The organism is Thermus thermophilus (assembly GCF_019974155.1).
Taxonomy (GTDB): domain Bacteria; phylum Deinococcota; class Deinococci; order Deinococcales; family Thermaceae; genus Thermus; species Thermus thermophilus_C.
Genome location: NZ_AP025158.1, coordinates 56,963 through 74,845 on the forward strand (window position 1 = coordinate 56,963; position 17,883 = coordinate 74,845).

The 17,883-nt window shown below is 65.7% G+C and carries 22 protein-coding genes and 2 pseudogenes; 15 read left to right on the plus strand and 9 right to left on the minus strand.

Annotation, left to right across the window (positions count from 1 at the left end):
• Window positions 1-5: 5 nt before the first annotated feature.
• Entirely contained in the window at window positions 6-710 is a 705-nt protein-coding gene (locus TthTMY_RS00320) for a glucodextranase DOMON-like domain-containing protein (RefSeq protein WP_223903304.1), read from the plus strand.
• Here the strand turns inward: TthTMY_RS00320 and TthTMY_RS00325 are convergent.
• Both TthTMY_RS00325 and TthTMY_RS00330 read right to left on the minus strand, forming a co-directional pair.
• Window positions 657-1,100, minus strand: coding sequence for a hypothetical protein (locus TthTMY_RS00325; RefSeq protein WP_096411432.1), 444 nt, complete (start codon window positions 1,098-1,100; stop codon window positions 657-659). The two genes, TthTMY_RS00320 and TthTMY_RS00325, sit on opposite strands and share 54 nt — an antisense overlap.
• Before the next feature lie 68 nt (window positions 1,101-1,168).
• A complete protein-coding gene (locus TthTMY_RS00330) occupies window positions 1,169-2,134 on the minus strand; it encodes a tetratricopeptide repeat protein (RefSeq protein ID WP_223903305.1) in 966 nt (321 codons plus the stop codon).
• 73 nt (window positions 2,135-2,207) lie between these two features.
• Between TthTMY_RS00330 and TthTMY_RS00335 the strand changes: the two genes are divergently transcribed.
• From TthTMY_RS00335 to TthTMY_RS11915, 3 genes are all read left to right on the plus strand, one after another.
• The gene (locus TthTMY_RS00335) at window positions 2,208-3,311 is read left to right on the plus strand and encodes an MFS transporter (protein ID WP_172844696.1); all 1,104 of its coding nucleotides are present in this window, start codon (window positions 2,208-2,210) and stop codon (window positions 3,309-3,311) included.
• Window positions 3,312-3,884: 573 nt separating this feature from the next.
• Entirely contained in the window at window positions 3,885-4,124 is a 240-nt protein-coding gene (locus tag TthTMY_RS00340; protein ID WP_096411436.1) for a hypothetical protein, read from the plus strand.
• Window positions 4,078-4,413 (plus strand): DUF6414 family protein, encoded by a 336-nt coding sequence (locus tag TthTMY_RS11915; RefSeq protein ID WP_418952559.1) that lies wholly within the window; start codon window positions 4,078-4,080, stop codon window positions 4,411-4,413. Before TthTMY_RS00340 ends, TthTMY_RS11915 begins: the two co-directional genes overlap by 47 nt.
• On the opposite strand, the gene TthTMY_RS00345 is transcribed toward TthTMY_RS11915, so the two are convergent.
• Both TthTMY_RS00345 and TthTMY_RS00350 read right to left on the minus strand, forming a co-directional pair.
• Window positions 4,408-5,199, minus strand: a complete 792-nt coding sequence (locus TthTMY_RS00345; protein ID WP_096411437.1) for a transposase — start codon at window positions 5,197-5,199, stop codon at window positions 4,408-4,410. The two genes, TthTMY_RS11915 and TthTMY_RS00345, sit on opposite strands and share 6 nt — an antisense overlap.
• A 43-nt stretch (window positions 5,200-5,242) precedes the next feature.
• Window positions 5,243-6,340 (minus strand): IS4 family transposase, encoded by a 1,098-nt coding sequence (locus TthTMY_RS00350; RefSeq protein WP_096410490.1) that lies wholly within the window; start codon window positions 6,338-6,340, stop codon window positions 5,243-5,245.
• A gap of 190 nt (window positions 6,341-6,530) precedes the next feature.
• Between TthTMY_RS00350 and TthTMY_RS00355 the strand changes: the two genes are divergently transcribed.
• From TthTMY_RS00355 to TthTMY_RS00380, 6 genes are all read left to right on the plus strand, one after another.
• Window positions 6,531-7,058 (plus strand): winged helix-turn-helix domain-containing protein, encoded by a 528-nt coding sequence (locus TthTMY_RS00355; protein WP_223903306.1) that lies wholly within the window; start codon window positions 6,531-6,533, stop codon window positions 7,056-7,058.
• Window positions 7,059-7,126: 68 nt separating this feature from the next.
• Window positions 7,127-7,603, plus strand: coding sequence for an IS630 family transposase (locus TthTMY_RS00360; RefSeq protein ID WP_229365143.1), 477 nt, complete (start codon window positions 7,127-7,129; stop codon window positions 7,601-7,603).
• 34 nt (window positions 7,604-7,637) lie between these two features.
• Window positions 7,638-8,858 (plus strand): IS256-like element ISTth4 family transposase, encoded by a 1,221-nt coding sequence (locus TthTMY_RS00365; RefSeq protein ID WP_096411441.1) that lies wholly within the window; start codon window positions 7,638-7,640, stop codon window positions 8,856-8,858.
• Window positions 8,859-8,894: 36 nt separating this feature from the next.
• Window positions 8,895-9,125: a hypothetical protein gene (locus TthTMY_RS11920; protein WP_096411443.1), complete on the plus strand. Its 231-nt coding sequence runs from the start codon at window positions 8,895-8,897 to the stop codon at window positions 9,123-9,125.
• Between the two features lie 334 nt (window positions 9,126-9,459).
• Window positions 9,460-10,170, plus strand: coding sequence for a M23 family metallopeptidase (locus tag TthTMY_RS00375; protein WP_223903307.1), 711 nt, complete (start codon window positions 9,460-9,462; stop codon window positions 10,168-10,170).
• 126 nt (window positions 10,171-10,296) lie between these two features.
• Window positions 10,297-10,659, plus strand: a complete 363-nt coding sequence (locus tag TthTMY_RS00380) for a hypothetical protein (protein WP_096411447.1) — start codon at window positions 10,297-10,299, stop codon at window positions 10,657-10,659.
• A 61-nt stretch (window positions 10,660-10,720) separates the two neighbouring features.
• On the opposite strand, the pseudogene TthTMY_RS11925 reads toward TthTMY_RS00380, so the two are convergent.
• Together TthTMY_RS11925 and TthTMY_RS00385 are read right to left on the minus strand one after the other, a co-directional pair.
• Window positions 10,721-10,959 (minus strand): annotated as a pseudogene (locus tag TthTMY_RS11925) (IS982 family transposase); the annotation flags it as partial.
• Window positions 10,960-10,990: 31 nt separating this feature from the next.
• A complete protein-coding gene (locus TthTMY_RS00385; RefSeq protein WP_096411448.1) occupies window positions 10,991-11,275 on the minus strand; it encodes an integrase core domain-containing protein in 285 nt (94 codons plus the stop codon).
• A gap of 107 nt (window positions 11,276-11,382) precedes the next feature.
• On the opposite strand from TthTMY_RS00385, the gene TthTMY_RS00390 reads away from it, so the two are divergent.
• Window positions 11,383-12,603: an IS256-like element ISTth4 family transposase gene (locus tag TthTMY_RS00390; RefSeq protein WP_096410503.1), complete on the plus strand. Its 1,221-nt coding sequence runs from the start codon at window positions 11,383-11,385 to the stop codon at window positions 12,601-12,603.
• On the opposite strand, the gene TthTMY_RS00395 is transcribed toward TthTMY_RS00390, so the two are convergent.
• Window positions 12,587-13,012, minus strand: coding sequence for an IS3 family transposase (locus TthTMY_RS00395; protein WP_157745814.1), 426 nt, complete (start codon window positions 13,010-13,012; stop codon window positions 12,587-12,589). The genes TthTMY_RS00390 and TthTMY_RS00395 overlap by 17 nt on opposite strands.
• A 332-nt stretch (window positions 13,013-13,344) precedes the next feature.
• The gene (locus TthTMY_RS00400; RefSeq protein ID WP_096411067.1) at window positions 13,345-13,551 is read right to left on the minus strand and encodes a transposase; all 207 of its coding nucleotides are present in this window, start codon (window positions 13,549-13,551) and stop codon (window positions 13,345-13,347) included.
• Between the two features lie 62 nt (window positions 13,552-13,613).
• Between TthTMY_RS00400 and TthTMY_RS00405 the strand changes: the two are divergent.
• From TthTMY_RS00405 to TthTMY_RS00420, 4 genes and pseudogenes are all read left to right on the plus strand, one after another.
• Window positions 13,614-14,293, plus strand: a pseudogene (locus tag TthTMY_RS00405) (IS200/IS605 family accessory protein TnpB-related protein); the annotation flags it as partial.
• Window positions 14,290-14,958 carry a queuosine precursor transporter gene (locus tag TthTMY_RS00410; protein ID WP_096411452.1) on the plus strand — a complete coding sequence of 223 codons (669 nt, stop codon included), beginning with the start codon at window positions 14,290-14,292 and terminating at the stop codon, window positions 14,956-14,958. The pseudogene TthTMY_RS00405 and the gene TthTMY_RS00410, both read left to right, overlap by 4 nt.
• Window positions 14,955-15,842, plus strand: a complete 888-nt coding sequence (locus TthTMY_RS00415) for an aldo/keto reductase (protein ID WP_223903308.1) — start codon at window positions 14,955-14,957, stop codon at window positions 15,840-15,842. The genes TthTMY_RS00410 and TthTMY_RS00415 overlap by 4 nt, the downstream gene beginning before the upstream one ends.
• Before the next feature lie 11 nt (window positions 15,843-15,853).
• A complete protein-coding gene (locus TthTMY_RS00420; protein ID WP_223903309.1) occupies window positions 15,854-17,080 on the plus strand; it encodes an adenylosuccinate synthase in 1,227 nt (408 codons plus the stop codon).
• A 4-nt stretch (window positions 17,081-17,084) separates the two neighbouring features.
• Here the strand turns inward: TthTMY_RS00420 and TthTMY_RS00425 are convergent, their stop codons facing one another.
• The gene (locus TthTMY_RS00425) at window positions 17,085-17,876 is read right to left on the minus strand and encodes a class I SAM-dependent methyltransferase (protein WP_014628934.1); all 792 of its coding nucleotides are present in this window, start codon (window positions 17,874-17,876) and stop codon (window positions 17,085-17,087) included.
• Between the last annotated feature and the right edge of the window lie 7 nt (window positions 17,877-17,883).

The window sequence follows — 17,883 nt, forward strand, 5'->3', positions numbered from 1 at the left end:
GGCCCGTGCTGTTCCTCTTTCAAGACCCCCTCGGGGACGCCCACGGCCTCGCCTACCTCTATCCCCAGGCCGCCCTTTACCAGGAGGCCGGGGAGGGGTACGCCGACCTCACCGCCTTGGCCGGGGAGGTTCGGCAGGGGGAGCTCGTCCTCAAGCTGCGGCTCGCCCGCTACCCCAACCCCTTGGGCGGGCCCTTGGGCTTCAGCCTGGCCACGGCCCTGGTCTACCTGGACCTCGCCCCAGGGGGGGAGGAGGCCCTTCTTCCCGGCCTCCGCACCCCCCCGGGCCAGGGGTGGGAGGCGGCCTTCGCGGTCACGGGCTTCGGGGTGGAACGGAGAAGCCCCGAGGGGAAGAGGGAGGCGGTGCGGGCCTGGCGGGAGGGGGAGTGGGTGGTCTGGTCCACGGGCCTTCCCCCGGGGGGGTACGGCTACTACGGGGCGGTGGGGCTCTTTGACCCCTTCGCCCCCTGGTACCTGCGCCCCGTTTCCCCGGAAGGGGGGGCCTGGGTCCTGGGGGCCCCCTTGGGCATGCCTCCGGTGGTGGACGTCCTCGCCCTCCGCCCCGAGGACCAAAGGGCCGCCTACCAGGAAGGGGTGCTCAGGCCCCTGCGCCCCAAGCGGTTCGCCCTGGAGGCCCCAAGCCTCGCCGCCTTCGGCCTAGGGGCCTTGTCCCTGGTCCTGGCCTTTCTGCTTGGGCGAAAGGGGCGCTGAGGCGACGCTTCGGAGGTAGTCCAGGTCTTGGCGCAGGGCTTTTTCCGTGGCCTCGAGGACGGGCAGGAACTCTGGGGGAAGCTCCTTTTGGAGGTGGCCCACGCAGAGGAGAAGTTCTTCCACCAGGGCCTTCTCCTGGGCGCGGCGCCGCCTTCCGCCCCGCTCGGCGCTCCGGGCGAGCCTTTCCAGGCGGCGGACCAGGCAGACGCGGGGCTCCCCCCCCACGCCGGCGCACGCCAGCCCTGGGGCCCCGCCACAGCGGGCGTAGGCCTCCGGGTAGCGGGGGGCGAGCTCCGGCCGCCCCGCCCAGGCGAGGCCCAAGGGCCCCGCGTGCCAGGCGGCGAGGCGGAGGTACATGGCGCGGCGGGCCCTGCGGAGCTGGACCTCCATGCCCTAAGGATAGCCCCCCGCTTCCGGGACAAATGCCCTGGTTGAAGGGCCCCCACTGCGGCTTTCGCTTAGAGGCGGAAAGGCGTCTTCAGCCCCGCCAGGGCCACGGCCCTCGCCTCCTCCGGGGCCCAGGAGAGGGCCAGGACCCCCCGGTAGGCCCGTAAGGCCCGCTCCCGCTCCCCGGCGAGGTCCAGAAGCTGCCCCATCCGGGCCAGGACGTACCCCGGGAGGTAGCCCGGGTGCTGGAAGTCCATGCGGAAGACCTCCTCCATGAGGGCCAGGGCGTCCTCCCACTGCCCCGAGGCCAGGTAGACCTGGGCCGCAAGGTACAGGGCCTCCGGGGAGCCGATGGCGAAGAGCTGCTCCACAAGCGCGCCCCAGTCGTCCTCCTCCTTAAGGAGCCAGGCCCGGTCCAAAAGGGCCCGGACGCGCTCCGCCTCCGTGGGCCGGTGGGGCGGGGGGCCTTTCTGGGGGAAGGCCTCGAGGAGAAGGAGGAAGTCCAAAAGATCCGCCACCACGGCCCCCTCCCGGCCCTTCAGCGCCTCCACCACCCCCGCCACCCGCCTGGCCCGGAAGCCCGTGGCCGGGCCCTCGCCGAAGGCGCGGACGAAGCCCTCGTAGAGGGTGCCGAGCTCGCCCAGGAACTCGGGGGCGTAGAGGCGCTCCGGGGTGAGGGGCCTTTGCAGGAGGGCGGAGAGGTCCCGGTCAAAGGCGGCCAGGCGCTCCAGGTGGGGCCGGGCCGCCGGGTACTGGGCCAAGGCCTCCCGGAAGGCCTCCGCCTCCCCCTTCAGGTGGGCTTCCCGGTCCACGGGCACCACGGGCACGCCCCGCGCCTCCGCCCAGGGGAGGAGGTGGAAGAGGAGGGGGTCCTCCTCCCGCCAGGCGCCCTCGGCGAGGGAGGCCTCGGAGTGGGAGGCCAGGTAGACCACGGGGGGGTTGGCCGCCTCGAGGATGGCCAGGACCGTGGCGGCGTTGTAGCGTGGGTGGAGTATGTGGAGGGGACCGAGGGAGGGCAGGAGGATCATCCTAAGCATTTTAGGCGGGCTTCGCGGGAACCGGGGCCGGATCCTCCTCAACGGCTGGCTGATCTGGCTCGGGGACACGCTGATGAACCCTAACATCATCCTGGCGAGCTTCGCCGCCCGCCTCGGGGCCTCCCCCGTCCTCATCGGCCTGGTCCCCGCCCTTCCCCTGGCGGGAGGCCTCCTCCCCCAGGCCCTTTTGGTGGGATGGGTGGCGCGCCACGGAAGGAAGCTTCCCCTCTACCGCAGGGCCTCGGCCTTCCGTTTCGCGGGGCTTCTTCTTCTCGTCTTTGGGGCCTTCTTCCTTGGGGCGTGGCCGGGCCTGCTTCTCGGCGCGTTCCTGGTGGGGCTTTTTCTTTTTGCCCTCTTTACCGCCGTGGCTGGCCTGCCCTACTGGGAGGTGCTGGCCAAGGCTGTGCCCCGCGAGGAGCGGCCCGGACTCTTCGCCGCGATCTACATGGGGGGCGGGGTTTTGGCCTTTATGGCCGGCTTCGGCGTGCGCGCCCTTCTGGGCCTGGACCTCCCCTTTCCCCTAGGCTACGCCCTTCTCTTCGCCCTGGGGACCCTGGCCTACGGGGCGGCGTGGTACGTCTTCGGGCAGGTGGAGGAGCCCGAGGAGGGGGTGGCGGTGGGGCGCACCGACCTCCGCCTTCCCCTAAGGCGCCCCGGGTTTCGCGCCTACCTCACGGCCCGGCTCTTCCTGGGGCTTGCGGGCATGGTGGAGCCCTTCTACGCCGCCTACGCGGTCCGGGTCTTGGGGAAGGAGGCGGAGCTCGGCCTCTACCTTGCCCTTAACGCCCTGGCCTTCATCCTCTCCAATGCCCTCTGGTCCGCCCTGGCCCGGAGGGGGGCAAAGGCCGTCTTTCTCGGAGGGGGGGTGCTGGTGCTCGCCACGCCCCTTCTCGCCCTCGCCCTTCCCCCCGGGGCCTTCGCCTTGGTCTTCTTCCTGCAGGGAGCCTACCTTGCCGCCTTGGGCATCGCCGGCAACACCTACCTCCTCAACCTGGCCCCGCCCGAGGAGCGGACCGCCACCCTAGGCCTTGCCAACAGCTTCCTGGGCTTCTTCGCCTTCTCCCCGGTCCTCGGAGGGTGGGTGGTGGGGGCTTGGGGCTACGGGGCCCTCTTCCTCCTCTCCGCGGGCCTGGCCGTCCTGGGCCTCTGGGCCGTCCGGCGGCTTCCGGAGGCCTGATACCACCCCATGCCGGCTTGCGCCAGCATGGGGGCCCGGTAAAGGGTTCTCAAGGGGCTAAGTACCCGGGGCCCAAAAGGGAGCTTTCCAAGCCTTGTTTCGGGCAACCAGTGTTGCGAAATCAAGGTGCCGCCACCTGGCCGAGCGAACAGGGCGAAAGGGTATAAGGCCCCTCCATGGGGGCAAGCCGGGAGAAAGGGTGGGATCCCGAGGCGGGGAAAGAAGGAAAGGGCGGGCCTAAAAGGCCCGCCCCGCCTGGTGGGCGGCGTAGGACTTGAACCTACGACCTCTCGCTTGTAAGGCGCACCAACCGCCTTCTGGGCTATACGGGTACCTACGGAAAAGCCCTTGCTTATCGTATCTTACATGCGTTTAAGTACGACATCCTCCGGGGGTTTCCGGTTTCAACTGCCATAAAAACTGCCATAAGCTATTTGTATTCTTTCTAAGCGAAGGGACACCCACGCTGGAGGCTCTGGCGCGTGTGATTGAAAGGATCATCTCCTCTCCAGGAGCTATTGCCTTGGCGCCAACACAACGTTGGCTTAGTGCTAGCATAAGAAGAGGGGGGTCATGGAGAAGGCAAAGGGTGCCATAGTCAACAAGGAAGTTTTGCAACGGGAGATGAGCCAGATCGCTTCCGCCCTCCTTCAGGGCTTGGAAGCAGGCTTCAAACGAGCAGGCATAACCCCAGAGGATCTAGAGGTCATCGTGCAAAAGTTAGAGGAAGAACAGCGGCACCGGCGTTCTCAGATGGAAGCAGAACATGAAAAGCTCGCCCGGTCTCTTAGAAAGCGCTTCGGCCAGCCTTAAGCATTTCCTCTACCTAGACGATTACCGAGTTGCCTCCTACGTTTCCCAACTGAAAAATGGGCTCACCTTAATCAAGCAGCTCCGCGAACTCAGCTCTAGGGGCATACAGGATAACCCCCTCTCCTTCGAAAAAGAGCAACGCGTTGAGCGTAAGCTTTCTGGCGGGCTCGGTTTTGGCGTTGGCAACGTGGAAGGAGAGCGAGTCCAAACGGAAACTCATAGGGTGGCCAGCGGGGGACAGGGGTCGTGTAAGGATTTATGTGTAATACCTTCGTGTGCTACCTCATAGCTCCACCCCGGCCATCCTGAGAAGCACCCGGCTACGTATGAGGTTGTGAACGAGCAGGATGAGATTCACCCGGGCCACCAGCCCCCAGTAGGACCGCGCTTCTATCCGATGAAGCCCCAAAGACCGCACCATCACGCTAAACCGCGTCTCAATCCAGTTCCGTACCCTCCCCATCCACTCTTTCCATCCCGTCTCCACCACCGTTCCTCCCCTGACCCGATAGGGTGGCGTCTTGACCCCCTGGACCCAGCGAAAGCCCCGGTCCCCCAAGACCGCGGGCAGACCGTCCAGCAGGTCCCTCCCCCAGGTCTCCCGGGCATTCCCGGGGAGGATAGCCCAACGAAAAAAGAGGCCGCGCTCGTTCATCACCGGCATGAGAACGTAGCCCGCGAAAGCCCCCAGGGGGCCCACCCCCACAGCGGCCTCAGGAAGGTCCAAGCCGTGAATCCGGTGGCCGTGGGCCAGGGGGATGGGTTTGAGGTCCACCACCTGCAGAAGACCTTGCCCTCCGGAGAGCCTTATGGCCAGGTGAGCCAACAACCCCTGAGCCTTCTGAAGGACCCGGTAGAAGCGGGAGAGGTGGGGGAGGGAGGGGAAGTAGGCCTTGAGGGTGGTCTTGGCGGCCAGGTAGCCTTTGGCGAGGTCCTGGCCTTGCAACAGGACGAAGATGGCGAGGGTCAAGAGCTCGGCCAGGGTGGCCTTCTGGTGCTTTTGCTTTGGGGGGAGCTTGAATCCTTGGGCCTGCAGGGCTTTCAGTTCGTCATCTACCCAGACGTAGATAGCCACGAGAAGGGTCTCTGCGTCAAGATGGTAAAGGGCTGAGCTCTCATCACTTTCCTCCCCCCAGTTCCTGAAGCAACCTGACCAGCTCCTCCACCACTGCTTCCCTCCAAGGCGGGGGCCCCTGGGCCAGGGCGATCCGGCCCAGACGGAAGAGGCTTTGCCGCTCGGGATGGGCCAGAAGCCGGGGAAGCCATTCCCTGCCCTGCAAGCGCGCCCCCAGAAGGACCAAGAGCGCCATCCCCAAGGCCAGAAGCCATAACCACCCCCTGAGGCTCGCCCCCGTCCGCAGCCGATGGCGGTCCAGCCCAAACCCCTGCCCCTTCAGGTCCCTAAACCCCTCTTCAATCCACATCCGCCACCCATAGGGCGGCTCCCCCCCAAAAGGGCCCGAATAGGCCAGATACCAGGGATCCCGACCCCCTGGGTACACCAGGAGGGTGACTTCTACCCCCTCCCCACCGTGTCCGAAAAGGCGGACCTCCTCCCGCAGGGGGTGGACCACACGCTGGTAGCCCTCCTTCAGGGGAAGGCGCTTCCCCCCTTGGGGTTCCACCTCCCGGTTCTGCCGCAGGCGGATGAGGAAGCCCATGCCCCACCCCTGGAGCTTTCGCATCAGGGAGACCCGGTCAAAGCCGCGGTCCAGGAGGAAGAGGGGGGTATATCCCAGGTCCTGGACGGCGCGGCCCAGGCGGTGGAGGAACTCCTCCTCCACCCGGTTTTGACTGGGGAAAGGGGAGAGGGGGTGAAGAGCGAAGGCCACCACCAGGGCCCTTCCCTTGAGGGGAAGGGCGGCCACCAGGGCTTGGTGCCTACCGTCCTCTGTGAAGGTCCAGTCCACGATGAGGGGGAGGGGGCGGTCTTTGGGGAAACGAGGGACGAGGAGGGGGAGGAGGGCTTCGGTGAGGGCCCAGGGGTCTTGCAGGGTGGGGTGATGGAGGAAGCGCCAGAGGCGATTGAGGCGGCTTTGGGCCAGGGTGGGGAGGGGGGTTCTGCGGGCGAGGTCGGAGAGGGTGGGGTCCAGGGGGGTAGTGAGGAGGGTGGACAGGAAGAGGGCGAGGTTGGAGCGGATGGTTTTCCTGAGGGAGGCGAAGACCTTATGGACCCAGAGGGTGATAACTTGGGAAAGGGGGGTGGTGGGCGGCACACCTTACTTACCCCCCTCTTCTCTTCCCTTGTCAAGCCCCAGCCCTCAAAGTGATGAGAGCTCAGGGTAAAGGGGGTGCTCACGATCTTGCCGCATGGCACCCCCTCTTTTTTCACACCCCGGGGGTCCAGATCAAGTAGCACACGAAGGAATAAGAACTCCCCCTGGGTTTTTCTCTTAGTATGGGGTCATGCGGCTGACCAAACACCAACGCCGCCCCCGGCTGGAACTCAAGCTGCGGCATCACCCGGACAACCTGCACGCCCTCTACCGGGAAAGCGAGGACCCCGTGGAACGCGCCCGCTGGCACGCCATCTGGCTCCTCGCCACAGGCCACTCCATCCCCCAGGTGGCCCAGATCCTGGGCTACTCCACCCGCTGGGTCCGCAACACCCTCCACCGCTACAACGAAGGCCAGCCCATGGCCGACCTCCGGCACCAAAACCCAGGCCAGCCCCCCTTGCTCTCCCCGGAGCTTCAGGAAGCCTTCCGCCAGGCCCTCCTCCAGCCCCATCCCCAGGACGGGATATGGACCATAAGGAACGCCGCCCTGTGGCTCTCGGAGAGGCTGGGCCGTCCCGTGGACCCCAGGCGGGCCTGGACCTGGATGAAGCGCCTGGGCTTCGCCCCCCTCCGCCCCCGTCCCCGGCACCGGGAGAGGGACGTGGAAGAGGGGGAGGCCTTCAAAAAAAACTCTTCTTCACCGTTGTCCTCCTGAAGTGCCTCTTCCCCTGGCTTGTCCTGGAGCTTTGGGCTTTTGACGAACACAGGTTGGGCCTGAAGCCCGTGTACCGGCGGGTGTGGGCGCCCCGGGGGAAGACGCCCCTGGCCTGGGTGCGGCCGCGGTACCGGTGGCTTTACGTGTACGGCTTCGTGCGTCCGGGTACAGGGGAGAGCGAGTTTTGGCTTTTGCCCACGGTGAACGCTGTGGCCTTCTCGGAGGTCCTGGGGCGCTTTGCCCGGTTGCGTGGGGCTGGGGAGGGGAAGCTTTTGCTTTTGGTCTTGGACCGGGCGGGGTGGCACGTGTCGGGGCGGGTGGAGGTGCCGGAGGGGGTGGGTTTGGTCTTCCTGCCGCCCTACTCTCCCGAGCTCCAACCCGTGGAGCGGGTGTGGCCTCTGGTGGACGCGGTGGTGGCCAACGGGCGGGTGGAGACGGAGGAGGAGCTTTGGGCGAGGGTGGAGGCCCGGTGCGCCTACCTGCAGACCCAGCCGGGCCTGATTCGGAGCCATACCCTCTTTCACTGGTGGCCGGGAGGATGCTGAGGGAATGGATCAGGGGGATTTCTTATAAGGGCCCGTGTTTAATAGGGGGGCACACCTTGGAACGAGGAGGTGTCCCGTGGACCAGGATACCTTGCGGATCTTGCTGAGGGAAGCGGTGCGGGAGACAGTAGCCGAGGTTCTGCAGACGGTTCTGGAGCTGGACCGGACAGCCTTCTTGCAGGTGCACGGGGGGCGCAGGAACGGCTACTACCCCCGCAAGCTGGAGACCACCTTCGGCCAGGTGGACCTGAAGGTCCCTAGGGATCGGGAATCTCGGTATTACCCGGCTTTCCTTAAGCCCTACGTCCGCCGCCTGGTGGACGTGGGGGAAGTGGCGGTAGCCCTTTACGCCGCCGGGGTCAGTCAGCGCAAGGCGGCCGAGATACTGAGCCTGCTCTTAGGCCACCGCTACTCCCACGAGACCCTGAGCGCCCTGACGGACGAGGTCCTGGAGGCGGCAGGAGCCTTCCGCACCCGGCCTTTGCCCGAGGAGATGGCCTTCGTCTACCTGGACGGGCTTTCCCTAAAGGTCTTCAGGGAAGGAGAAGGGATCGTACGGGAAAGCGTGTATGTGGCCCTGGGCATCGCCCCTGATGGGGAGAGGCGGGTCCTGGGGTTTTGGCTGTTGCCCACGGAGAGCGCCCTGGGATGGGAGGGGGTCCTGGGGGAGCTTTGGCAGCGGGGCCTGCGGCGGGTATTGCTCTTCATCACCGACGGGCTGCCCGGGCTTCCCGAGGCGATCCGCAGGGTCTACCCTCAGGCGGAGTGGCAGCGGTGCGTGGTGCACGGGGTGCGGTGGAGCCTGTCCCAGGTGCGGGCGCGGGACCGGGGCCTGCTGGCGGAGGACCTGAGGCGGGTGTACGGGGCGGAGAGCCGGGAAGAAGCTCTTGGGGCCTTGGAGGAGGTGAAGGCCGCCTGGGGTTCGCGGTACCCGGGGGTGGTGGGGCTTTGGGTACAGGATTCGGGGGCCTTCCTGCGGTTCTACGGGTACCCCAAGGTGCTTTGGCCGTACCTGCGGAGCACCAACCTGATGGAGCGGTTTATCCGGGAGCTACGGCGGGGGACGAAGGTGCGGGACCACAAGTTTCCTAAGGAAGAGGCGGTGTACAAGCTCCTTTACCTGGAGTCGGAGAGGCAGGAAGGGAGGTGGGCAGAACGGAAACTAAAGGGGTTCTCGGAGGTGAAGGAGGTGCTGGAGAAGATGCTTCAGGAGCGGTATGCCCCCCGTACACAGACTCTTACACATAACTCTTGACACGACCGACTGGAGTATGAGCAGGTTGATAAAGAGATGCACATCATTGTGACCAAGCAGGAGAAATATGTGGTGTTTAAAGGATTTCGGGCATTTGTGGAAATCACAAAGTATACTCCTCTCCTATGGCCCCTCTTCCCCTTACTGGGCTTGCTTAACGTCCTGGGTTTGGGACCAAAGTTCTACCAATGGCTCGCGGATAACCGAATTATTGTTCCTAACGGAAGGATGTGTGAGGAAGGGTTATGCGATCTTCAGAAAAAGTAAGCGCACAGCACCCGATCGAGCGGACCTGTAAGAGGAGGTGAACGGTATGCTTGCGGCCAAGAAGGATAAGGTGGTAAAAATCCTGAAAAAGGCGATAGAGCTATACACCCCGGTTGCTCTCCTTTTCCTTCTCCTATCACATCTTCTTTCGCAGCTTCCTTCCTCTCCCAACAACCCCTTTTTGGGGCCTTTTAAAGAGGTTGCCCTTCCCTTTTTGTCCTGGTTTGCCTTTTGGACGGCTCCGGTTTTTCTCTTAGCATGGCTTGCCCTGCTGGTGTTGGACAGGACAGAGGGTTACACCTTCCTGATCGAGTTGCCTACCCTCCTTTCCCCCGTGGTTTGGCTCACCGTCCTCGCTCAGGCAACTGGTGAGACCCTCAACCGCCTCCGCTTCTGGCGCAACCTGCCTACCCCCAGGACTTACCGGCCCCAAGGGGTCTACCGCCTCCCCTTCCAGGGGTTTTGGCTGGTGGCCAACGGCGGCCCGGACCCCGAAACCTCCCACTCCTGGGGGATTTTGGGCCAGCGCTACGCCTACGATTTCGTCATCAAGGACAGCCAGGGCAAAACCTACCGCACCCACGGGCGGCGGCCCGAGGACTACTACGCCTTTGGCGCACCCCTCCTAGCCCCCGCAGACGGGGTGGTGGTAAGGGTGCAAAACCGGCACCGGGACTGCCCTTGGCCAGGCTTTTTGGACCCCTTTGCTTGGAGCATCATCGGCAACTACGTCCTCATCCGGCACGGGGAGAGGGAGTATAGCCTCCTCGCCCACCTCAAGCGGGGGAGCGTGCGGGTCAAGCCCGGCCAGTGGGTCCGGGCGGGGGAGGTGGTGGGGGAGTGCGGGAACTCGGGGCATTCCACCGAGCCCCACTTGCATTTCCAGTTCTTAGACCGGCCCAACGTCTTCCTAGGCCTTTCCCTTCCCATTCCCTTTACTGGGTTCCTGCGCCGAAAGGAGGATGGCAGCCTGGAGGCGACCCCTCTGGGCTTTCCCATCAGGGGGGAGGAGGTGGCCCCGTCTGAGCAGGGTTTGGGTCGGTGAGGTCGAAGGAGCTTCTGTGTTTGCTCGAGACGAGATTGCACCCAGTACATTGTAGAAACCCCCCTTTCGGATATTCAATGCATACCCCCTTGACAAGCCAAAGGAAAAGGGGGCGCTTGGTGAGCTGTGGAAGAACACCAGACGCCCCCTTCCATCCTACCCCTGCCCCTGGAGGAACTGGTCCCCCTGCTCCAGGCATGGCTCCAAGCCCGCTTGCCAGAAGGGGAGAGAAAACCCGGCAGGCCCAGGACCTTCTCCGACCTCAGCCTCTTTCTCTTCCACCTGGTCCGATGGGTGGAGGGGCCTGGGGAGGTGAGCCCGGGGCATCTGGACATGCTGGCCCTCCTCTGGAAGGCGGTGGGGAGGGTACGGGGGCTGAAGGCGGTGGCCCTGCAAGTGGAAGCTTGGGTGATGGCCTGGAGCGTGGTGGCCCAGCTTCTTGGGCAGGCGGGTCTGCCCATCACCCGGGTGTTGCGGGCGGTGGCGTGAGGTGAGTACGCAGGTGAATATCCGAAAAGGGGGAGATACTGAATCGATTTACCACCCAACCGATTTTCTGTGCGATGAGCCTGATGTCGTAGGCCAGGACGAAGAGGAAGACCTTCAGGGCGAAGCCCTCCGGGGTAACGGCATGGATGCGGCGGGGAAGAGATGGTGGAGCATGCTGCCCACCGTCTCCACCACCCTCCTACCCAGGATAGCCAGGTATTGCAGGTGAGGCGCGTAGCACCCGCTCCTCAGCTTGCGGATGGGCATGGGCACCAGACCTTGCGCCTCCCTGAGGAGGTCTCGTGATCCAGCCCCCTAAACTTAGACACTTTCACCCTGCCTCCCATGTGATGTCCTGTGTGCTTTGCCCCAACGCCTCCTCCATCGCCTCCCTCGGTGTCCGATAACCGAGCCCCGAGTGCAACCGGCTCTCGTGGTAGTAGCGTAGGCGCTCCTTCACCACCTCCTTTAGCTCCCCAAGGCTTCTGGCCTCCAAAAACTGGTCTCCTCCCTCCCCCTTGAACCGGGCAAAAAAGCTCTCCACCACAGGGTTTCCCTTAGCCCCCATCAGGCTGTAGGAAAGCCGCTGCCCGTCCCTGAGAAGAAGCGTCCCCACCCAGTCGTGGCTCAGGAAAGGTCCCCCCTGGTCATGGTGCACCAGGGCCCTGGGGAGCCTCCCCACCTGGGCCTGGAGGTCGTGTAAGGATTTATGTGTAAGGGCCCGTGTTTAATAGGGGGGCACACCTTAGCACGAGGAGGTGCCCCGTGGACCAGGATACCTTGCGGATCTTGCTGAGGGAAGCGGTGCGGGAGACAGTAGCCGAGGTTCTGCAGACGGTTCTGGAGCTGGACCGGACAGCCTTCTTGCAGGTGCACGGGGGGCGCAGGAACGGCTACTACCCCCGCAAGCTGGAGACCACCTTCGGCCAGGTGGACCTGAAGGTCCCTAGGGATCGGGAATCTCGGTATTACCCGGCTTTCCTTAAGCCCTACGCCCGCCGCCTGGTGGACGTGGGGGAAGTAGCTGTGGCCTTGTACGCCGCCGGGGTCAGTCAGCGCAAGGCGGCCGAGATATTGAGCCTGCTCTTAGGCCACCGCTACTCCCACGAGACCCTAAGCGCTCTGACCGACCAAGTCCTGGAGGCGGCAGGAGCCTTCCGCACCCGGCCTTTGCCCGAGGAGATGGCCTTCGTCTACCTGGACGGGCTTTCCTTAAAGGTCTTCAGGGAAGGGGAAGGGATTGTGCGGGAAACGGTGTATGTGGCCCTGGGCATCGCCCCTGATGGGGAGAGGCGGGTCCTGGGGTTCTGGCTGTTGCCCACGGAGAGCGCCCTGGGATGGGAGGGGGTCCTGGGGGAGCTTTGGCAGCGGGGCCTGCGGCGGGTATTGCTCTTCATCACCGACGGGCTGCCCGGGCTTCCTGAAGCGATCCGCAGGGTCTACCCTCAGGCGGAGTGGCAGCGGTGCGTGGTGCACGGGGTGCGGTGGAGCCTGTCCCAGGTGCGGGCGCGGGACCGGGGCCTGCTGGCGGAGGACCTGAGGCGGGTGTACGGGGCGGAGAGCAGGGATGAAGCCCTTAGGGCCTTGGAGGAGGTGAAGGCCGCCTGGGGTTCGCGGTACCCGGGGGTGGTGGGGCTTTGGGTACAGGATTCGGGGGCCTTCCTGCGGTTCTACGGGTACCCCAAGGTGCTTTGGCCGTACCTGCGGAGCACCAACCTGATGGAGCGGTTTATCCGGGAGCTACGGCGGGGGACGAAGGTGCGGGACCACAAGTTTCCTAAGGAAGAGGCGGTGTACAAGCTCCTTTACCTGGAGTCAGAGAGGCAGGAAGGGAGGTGGGCAGAACGGAAACTAAAGGGGTTCTCGGAGGTGAAGGAGGTGCTGGAGAAGATGCTTCAGGAGCGGTATGCCCCCCGTACACAGACTCTTACACATAACTCTTGACACGACCGGCCTGGAGAAAGGCCTTGGCCTCCTCCCACGCCTCCAGGGCCAGCTCCGCCGAGGGAGAAGGCCCTAAACCCCAGGCCACCACCATCCGGGTTCTGTGGTCCAGGATGGGCACGAACCAGGCCTTCCCTCCCCGGTAGGGCAGGAGGGTGAAGTCGGTGTACAAGAGCTCAAAGGGCTCCGGTTCCCTCTGCCTGAGAAGGGAGGCCCTCAAGTCTGCTCTGTCCCCGGCCAGGAGGACGATCTGCAGCAGGGGGTTGGGCTTGGGCCTCCGAACGGTGCGCTTCAGGGAGAGGTGGAAGTCCTGCAGTAGGCGGTGGACCCGTTTGTGGTTGACCAGAATGCCCTTTCTGTGGAGCTCCTTGGTGACCCGGCGGTAGCCGTACTCGGGGTGCTCCAGCAAGACCTCTTCGATGGCCCTCTTGAGGCGGCGCTCCTCCTCCTCCCTCTTCCTGTCCGCCCCAAGCTAGGCTTCGCCTGACCCACCTTCTGCTTCCGGTAGTAGTACCAGGTGGCCCGAGGGATCTCCAGAGCGCTGAGGACGATGGGCAGGGGAGCCAGACCCTGGGCCAGCGCCTCGCGGGCCAGGTCGATGCGCTCGCCCAGGGTCATCCGCTTTACCTCCCCTGCCCTAGGGTCACGCGAAGCGTAGGTTCGGCTTTTTTAGGAGGGCGATCTCCACTTCCTTTTTGCCGATGAGCTGTTCCAGGTCGCGGATCTTCTTCTCCAGCTCCTTCACAAGCTAGCCCTGACGGGCTGACCTTGGGTCTCGTTGGAGAAGATGGTGGCCCCCTTCTCCATGAGCTCCGCCTTCCACTTCACGATGGTGTTGGGGTGGACATTGTAGATGCGGGCGAGTTCCACCAGGCTCTTCTCCCCCTTGATGGCCTCCAGAGCTGCTTGAAACTTAACCTGTGGGGGTACCGCTTTGGGCTTCTTCACTAACCTCCCGGATGGGGTCATCCTACATCAAAGTTGGCGTCTAGTCTAGGGGGTCCACATCCCTGAAGTACCTGAGGAAGTCCAGGAGGGGTGACGGCTCGGGGAGGGCTTTCCGCGGGAAGCAACACCGCTTCGCCTACGCCTCCCTTCTCCGGAAGGTCCACTCCTTGGCCCGGAAGAGAGGGGTCCAGGTGGTGGAGGTGAACCCGCGGGACACCTCCACCATCGGGATGCTCAAGTACGCCCCGCAGCTTTCCCTCTCCAAGGACGTGGCCGCCGCCTACGTGATCGGGAGGAGGGCCTTGGGGTTCAGGGAGAAGCTTCCCAGAGGGTACGAGAGGCTTCTCCGGGACGAACGCTTCAGGGGCCACGTCCAGGGCTTCTACGCCTCCAGGGTGCAGGAACTCCGGGCCAAAAGAGCGCAGGAGCGCAACCCCTACCTGAGGCGCAGGCTTTCCCGGGAGATCGGGAGGGCGAAGCGCCACCTCTCCTTGCTTTCAAGCCTTCAGGGCTCACCGGGGAGCCAAGAGGGGTCAACCGAGGGAAGGAACTCCTTTGGCGCCAATCCCTGGAGGGTCTTGAGGGCAGGCCTCTTCCTTCCCCTCCTTGGGCGCGAGGTGCCGAGGGACCTCTCTCGCTTCAAGCCCACATCCTCTTCGGGGGATCGTAGGAGGGGTGGAGGGGAAGCTTAGGTCCTCCTCCTGGTGGAGGGCCGGAGTGCGCTATAGTTGACCAGGAATGAGGTACCTGGACCTCCTCACCGCCCTCTTCGCCACGGTCCTCCTCGTCTCCAACGTGGCCTCCACCAAGCTCGTGGTCCTGGGGCCCTTCACCTTTGACGGGGGCACCCTCCTCTTCCCCCTGGCCTACATCTTCGGGGACGTCCTCACCGAGGTCTACGGCTACCGGAAAAGCCGTAGGGTCATCTGGATCGGCTTCCTCGCCCTCCTCCTCGCCACCCTCACCTTCCAAGCGGTGGCCGCCCTCCCCGCCCCGCCCGACGGGGAGAGCCAACGCCTCGGCGAGGCCTTCGGCCTCCTCCTCGGCCTCACCCCGAGGATCGTCTTGGGAAGCCTCACGGCCTACTTCCTCGGGGAGTTCGCCAACGCCTACGTCCTCGCCAAGCTGAAGGTGCGGACGGAGGGGCGCTTCTTCTGGCTTCGGGCCCTCGCCTCCACCCTGGTAGGCCAGGGGCTGGACACCGGGGTCTTCCTCCTCGTGGCCTTCTATGGGGTCTTCCCGAACGAGGTCCTCCTCGCCGTCTTCCTCTCCAACTACGCCTTCAAGCTCGGGGTGGAAGCCCTCATGCTCCCCGTCACCTACGCCGTGGTGGGCTTCCTGAAGCGGGCCGAGGGCCTGGACGTCTACGACCGGGACACGGACTTCAACCCCTTCCGCCTGACATGAACCCTCTTTTTGGACACGCCATGGGCGTGGGCACCTGGGCCTGGGGGGACCGGCTTTTCTGGGGCTACGGCCGGGGCTACGGGGAAAGGGAGCTCTTTGAGGCTTACCGGGCGAGCCTCGAGGCGGGCCTCCGCCTCTTTGACACCGCGGAGTTCTACGGCTTCGGCCTCTCGGAGAGGCTCCTTGGCCGCTTCATGGCGGAGGGCGGGGAGAGGCCCTACCTCGTCACCAAGTTCTTCCCCTACCCCTGGCGCCTCTCCCGGAAGGACCTGCTAAGGGCCCTCCGGGGAAGCCTTCTGCGGCTTGGGGTGGAGGCCGTGGACCTCTACCTCCTCCACTGGCCCTGGCCCCCCGTGCCCTTAAGGGTCTGGGCCGAGGCCCTGGCGGAGGCCTACGAGAGGGGCCTGGCCCGGGGGGTGGGGGTGTGCAACGTCTCCTTGGCCCAGCTGGAGGAGGTGAAGGGGGTCCTCGAGGCCCACGGGGTGCCCCTTCTCGCCCTCCAGGTGGAGTACAACCTCCTGCAAAGGGCCTGGGAGCCCCACCTTCCCCACCTGCGCCGGGAGGGCATCGCCCTCATGGCCTACAGCCCCCTGGCCATGGGCTGGCTCACGGGGAAGCTGAGCCCGGAAAACCCCCCGAGGGACTACCGGGGGCGCAAGTACCGGCCCTTTCTGGGAAGGCTCAAGGGGCTTCTCCCCCGCCTCCTCCGCCTGGCGGAGGCCAAGGGGGTGAGCCCTTCGGCCATCGCCCTCCGCTACCTCGTGGAAAAGGGCGCCCTCCCCATCCCGGGAGCCAAGAACGAGGCCCAGGCCCGCGCCAACGCCGAGGCCTTAAGGATCGTCCTCACCCCGGAGGAGTTGGCCCTTCTGGAGGAGGGGGCGTAAGCTTTAGGGGGATGCCGGGGATCGCCATCATCGGGGCGCAGTGGGGCGACGAGGGCAAGGGCAAGGTGGTGGACGTCCTGGCCCGGGAAGCCGACTACGTGATCCGCTACCAAGGCGGGGCCAACGCCGGCCACACCGTGGTGGCCGAGGGCAAGGTCTTCAAGCTCAACCTCCTGCCCTCGGGGGTCATCCACCCCCACGCGGTGAACGTCCTGGCCGACGGGATGGTCATTGACCCCTTCCGCTTCCAGGAGGAGGTGGAAGGCCTGCGGAAGGAGGGGTTTGACCCCAAGATCCTGGTCTCGGAAAGGGCCCACCTCGTCCTCCCCCACCACAAGCACGTGGAAAGCCGCCACAACTTCGTGGGCACCACGGGGCGCGGCATCGGCCCCGCCTACTCCGACCGGGCGAGAAGGGTGGGGATCCGGGCCGGGGACCTTTTGGACGAGGCCACCTTGAGGGAGAGGGTGCGCCGCCTCCTCGCCGAGAAGCCCAACTCCACCCGGGAGGCGGGCTGGGACACGGAGGAAAAGGCCCTCGCCGACCTCCACCGCATGCGGGAGATCCTGAGCCCCTACATCGCCGACACGGGGAGCCTCCTCCGGGAGGCCTGGCGCAAGGGGAAGCGCCTCCTCTTTGAAGGAGCCCAGGCCACCCTGCTGGACCTGAACTACGGCACCTACCCCTACGTCACGAGCTCCCACCCCACGGTGGGGGGGATCCTGGTGGGGACGGGCCTCTCCCACAAGGCCATCACCAAGGTCTACGGGGTGGCCAAGGCCTACACCACGAGGGTAGGAGAAGGCCCCTTCCCCACGGAGCTCCAGGGGGAGCTCGCCCACCACCTCCGAGAAAAGGGCGGCGAGTACGGCACCACCACGGGAAGGCCCAGGAGGGTGGGCTGGCTGGACCTGGTGGCCCTCCGGTACGCCTGCGAGGTGAACGGCTTTGACGGCCTCGTCCTCACCAAGCTGGACGTGCTCTCCGGGCTGGAGAAGGTCAAGGTGGCCGTGGAGTACCTGGACGGGGCCCGCCCGGGGGAGGCGAGCCCGGAGGCGGTGCGCTACCTGGAGCTTCCGGGCTGGGGCGACCTCTCCCACGTGAGGCGCCGGGAGGACCTCCCCGCAAACCTCCTCCGCTACCTGGAGCTCGTGGAGGAGCACACCGGGGTCCCCGTGGTCCTCTTCTCCACGAGCCCCAGGCGGGAGGACACCTTCGGAGCGGTGAGCTGGGTCTAAGGGTCTACCCCAGACGGGAGACGCGCAGGAGGAACCTCTTCTCCACGGGGAAGGGCCGGTCCAGGTCGCCGAGCTCCGCCTCGGCCCAGGCCCAAAGCCGCTCCATCACCCGGGCGTGGACGGGCTCGGGGAGGCCTTGGGTGAAGGAGTAGAGCCGCTCCGAGAGGGCCTCGAGGGCCTCCCGCGGCGTCCTTTCCTCCCGCCAGCGGGCCACCTCCCGCGTCCTGGGCTTGAGGCCCAAGCGCCGCAGGGCCTCCTCCACCTCCTTAAGCCGCTTGGCGTGAAGCCCCCGCTCCACGGGAAAGCCCTCCTCGGCGGCGAAGGCGCGCCAGCGCTCCTGGAGGGTCCACTCCGGGCTTTCCTCCGCCTGGTCCCACCCCTCCAGAAGGGCGCCCCCGGGCTTCAGGACCCGGATGGCCTCGGCCAGGACCTTGGGCCAGTCGGGGACGAGGTGCCAGAGGTGGACGACGATGACCCCGTGGACGCTCTCGTCCGGGAGGGGGATGGCCCGGGCGTCCGCCTGGACGACCTGGACCTTGCGGTCCACCCCCGCGATCTTCTGGCGGAAGACCTCCAGCATGGCGGCATCGGCATCCAGGGCGATGTACCGGTACCCCCGGGCGATGAGGGGAAGGGCGATGCGCCCCGTGCCCACCCCGAGCTCCAGGAACACGGGCTCCTCCCCCTTCGGGTGCACCGCGGAGGCCATGGCCGTGGCGATCTGGCCCGCCACCTCGGGCGGGTGGGCCCTCAGCCTGTCGTAGGCGTAGGCCACCCTCAAGAGGGCGCTGGACATCCTTACC

Coding starts and splice junctions, on each gene's coding strand:
- TthTMY_RS00420 (WP_223903309.1), top strand. CDS start 15,854: ATGCCGGGGATCGCCATCATCGGGGCGCAGTGGGGCGACGAGGGCAAG.
- TthTMY_RS00355 (WP_223903306.1), top strand. CDS start 6,531: ATGCGGCTGACCAAACACCAACGCCGCCCCCGGCTGGAACTCAAGCTG.
- TthTMY_RS00425 (WP_014628934.1), bottom strand. CDS start 17,876: ATGTCCAGCGCCCTCTTGAGGGTGGCCTACGCCTACGACAGGCTGAGG.
- TthTMY_RS11920 (WP_096411443.1), top strand. CDS start 8,895: ATGCACATCATTGTGACCAAGCAGGAGAAATATGTGGTGTTTAAAGGA.
- TthTMY_RS00330 (WP_223903305.1), bottom strand. CDS start 2,134: ATGCTTAGGATGATCCTCCTGCCCTCCCTCGGTCCCCTCCACATACTC.
- TthTMY_RS11915 (WP_418952559.1), top strand. CDS start 4,078: ATGAAAAGCTCGCCCGGTCTCTTAGAAAGCGCTTCGGCCAGCCTTAAG.
- TthTMY_RS00335 (WP_172844696.1), top strand. CDS start 2,208: ATGAACCCTAACATCATCCTGGCGAGCTTCGCCGCCCGCCTCGGGGCC.
- TthTMY_RS00410 (WP_096411452.1), top strand. CDS start 14,290: ATGAGGTACCTGGACCTCCTCACCGCCCTCTTCGCCACGGTCCTCCTC.
- TthTMY_RS00325 (WP_096411432.1), bottom strand. CDS start 1,100: ATGGAGGTCCAGCTCCGCAGGGCCCGCCGCGCCATGTACCTCCGCCTC.
- TthTMY_RS00340 (WP_096411436.1), top strand. CDS start 3,885: ATGGAGAAGGCAAAGGGTGCCATAGTCAACAAGGAAGTTTTGCAACGG.
- TthTMY_RS00415 (WP_223903308.1), top strand. CDS start 14,955: ATGAACCCTCTTTTTGGACACGCCATGGGCGTGGGCACCTGGGCCTGG.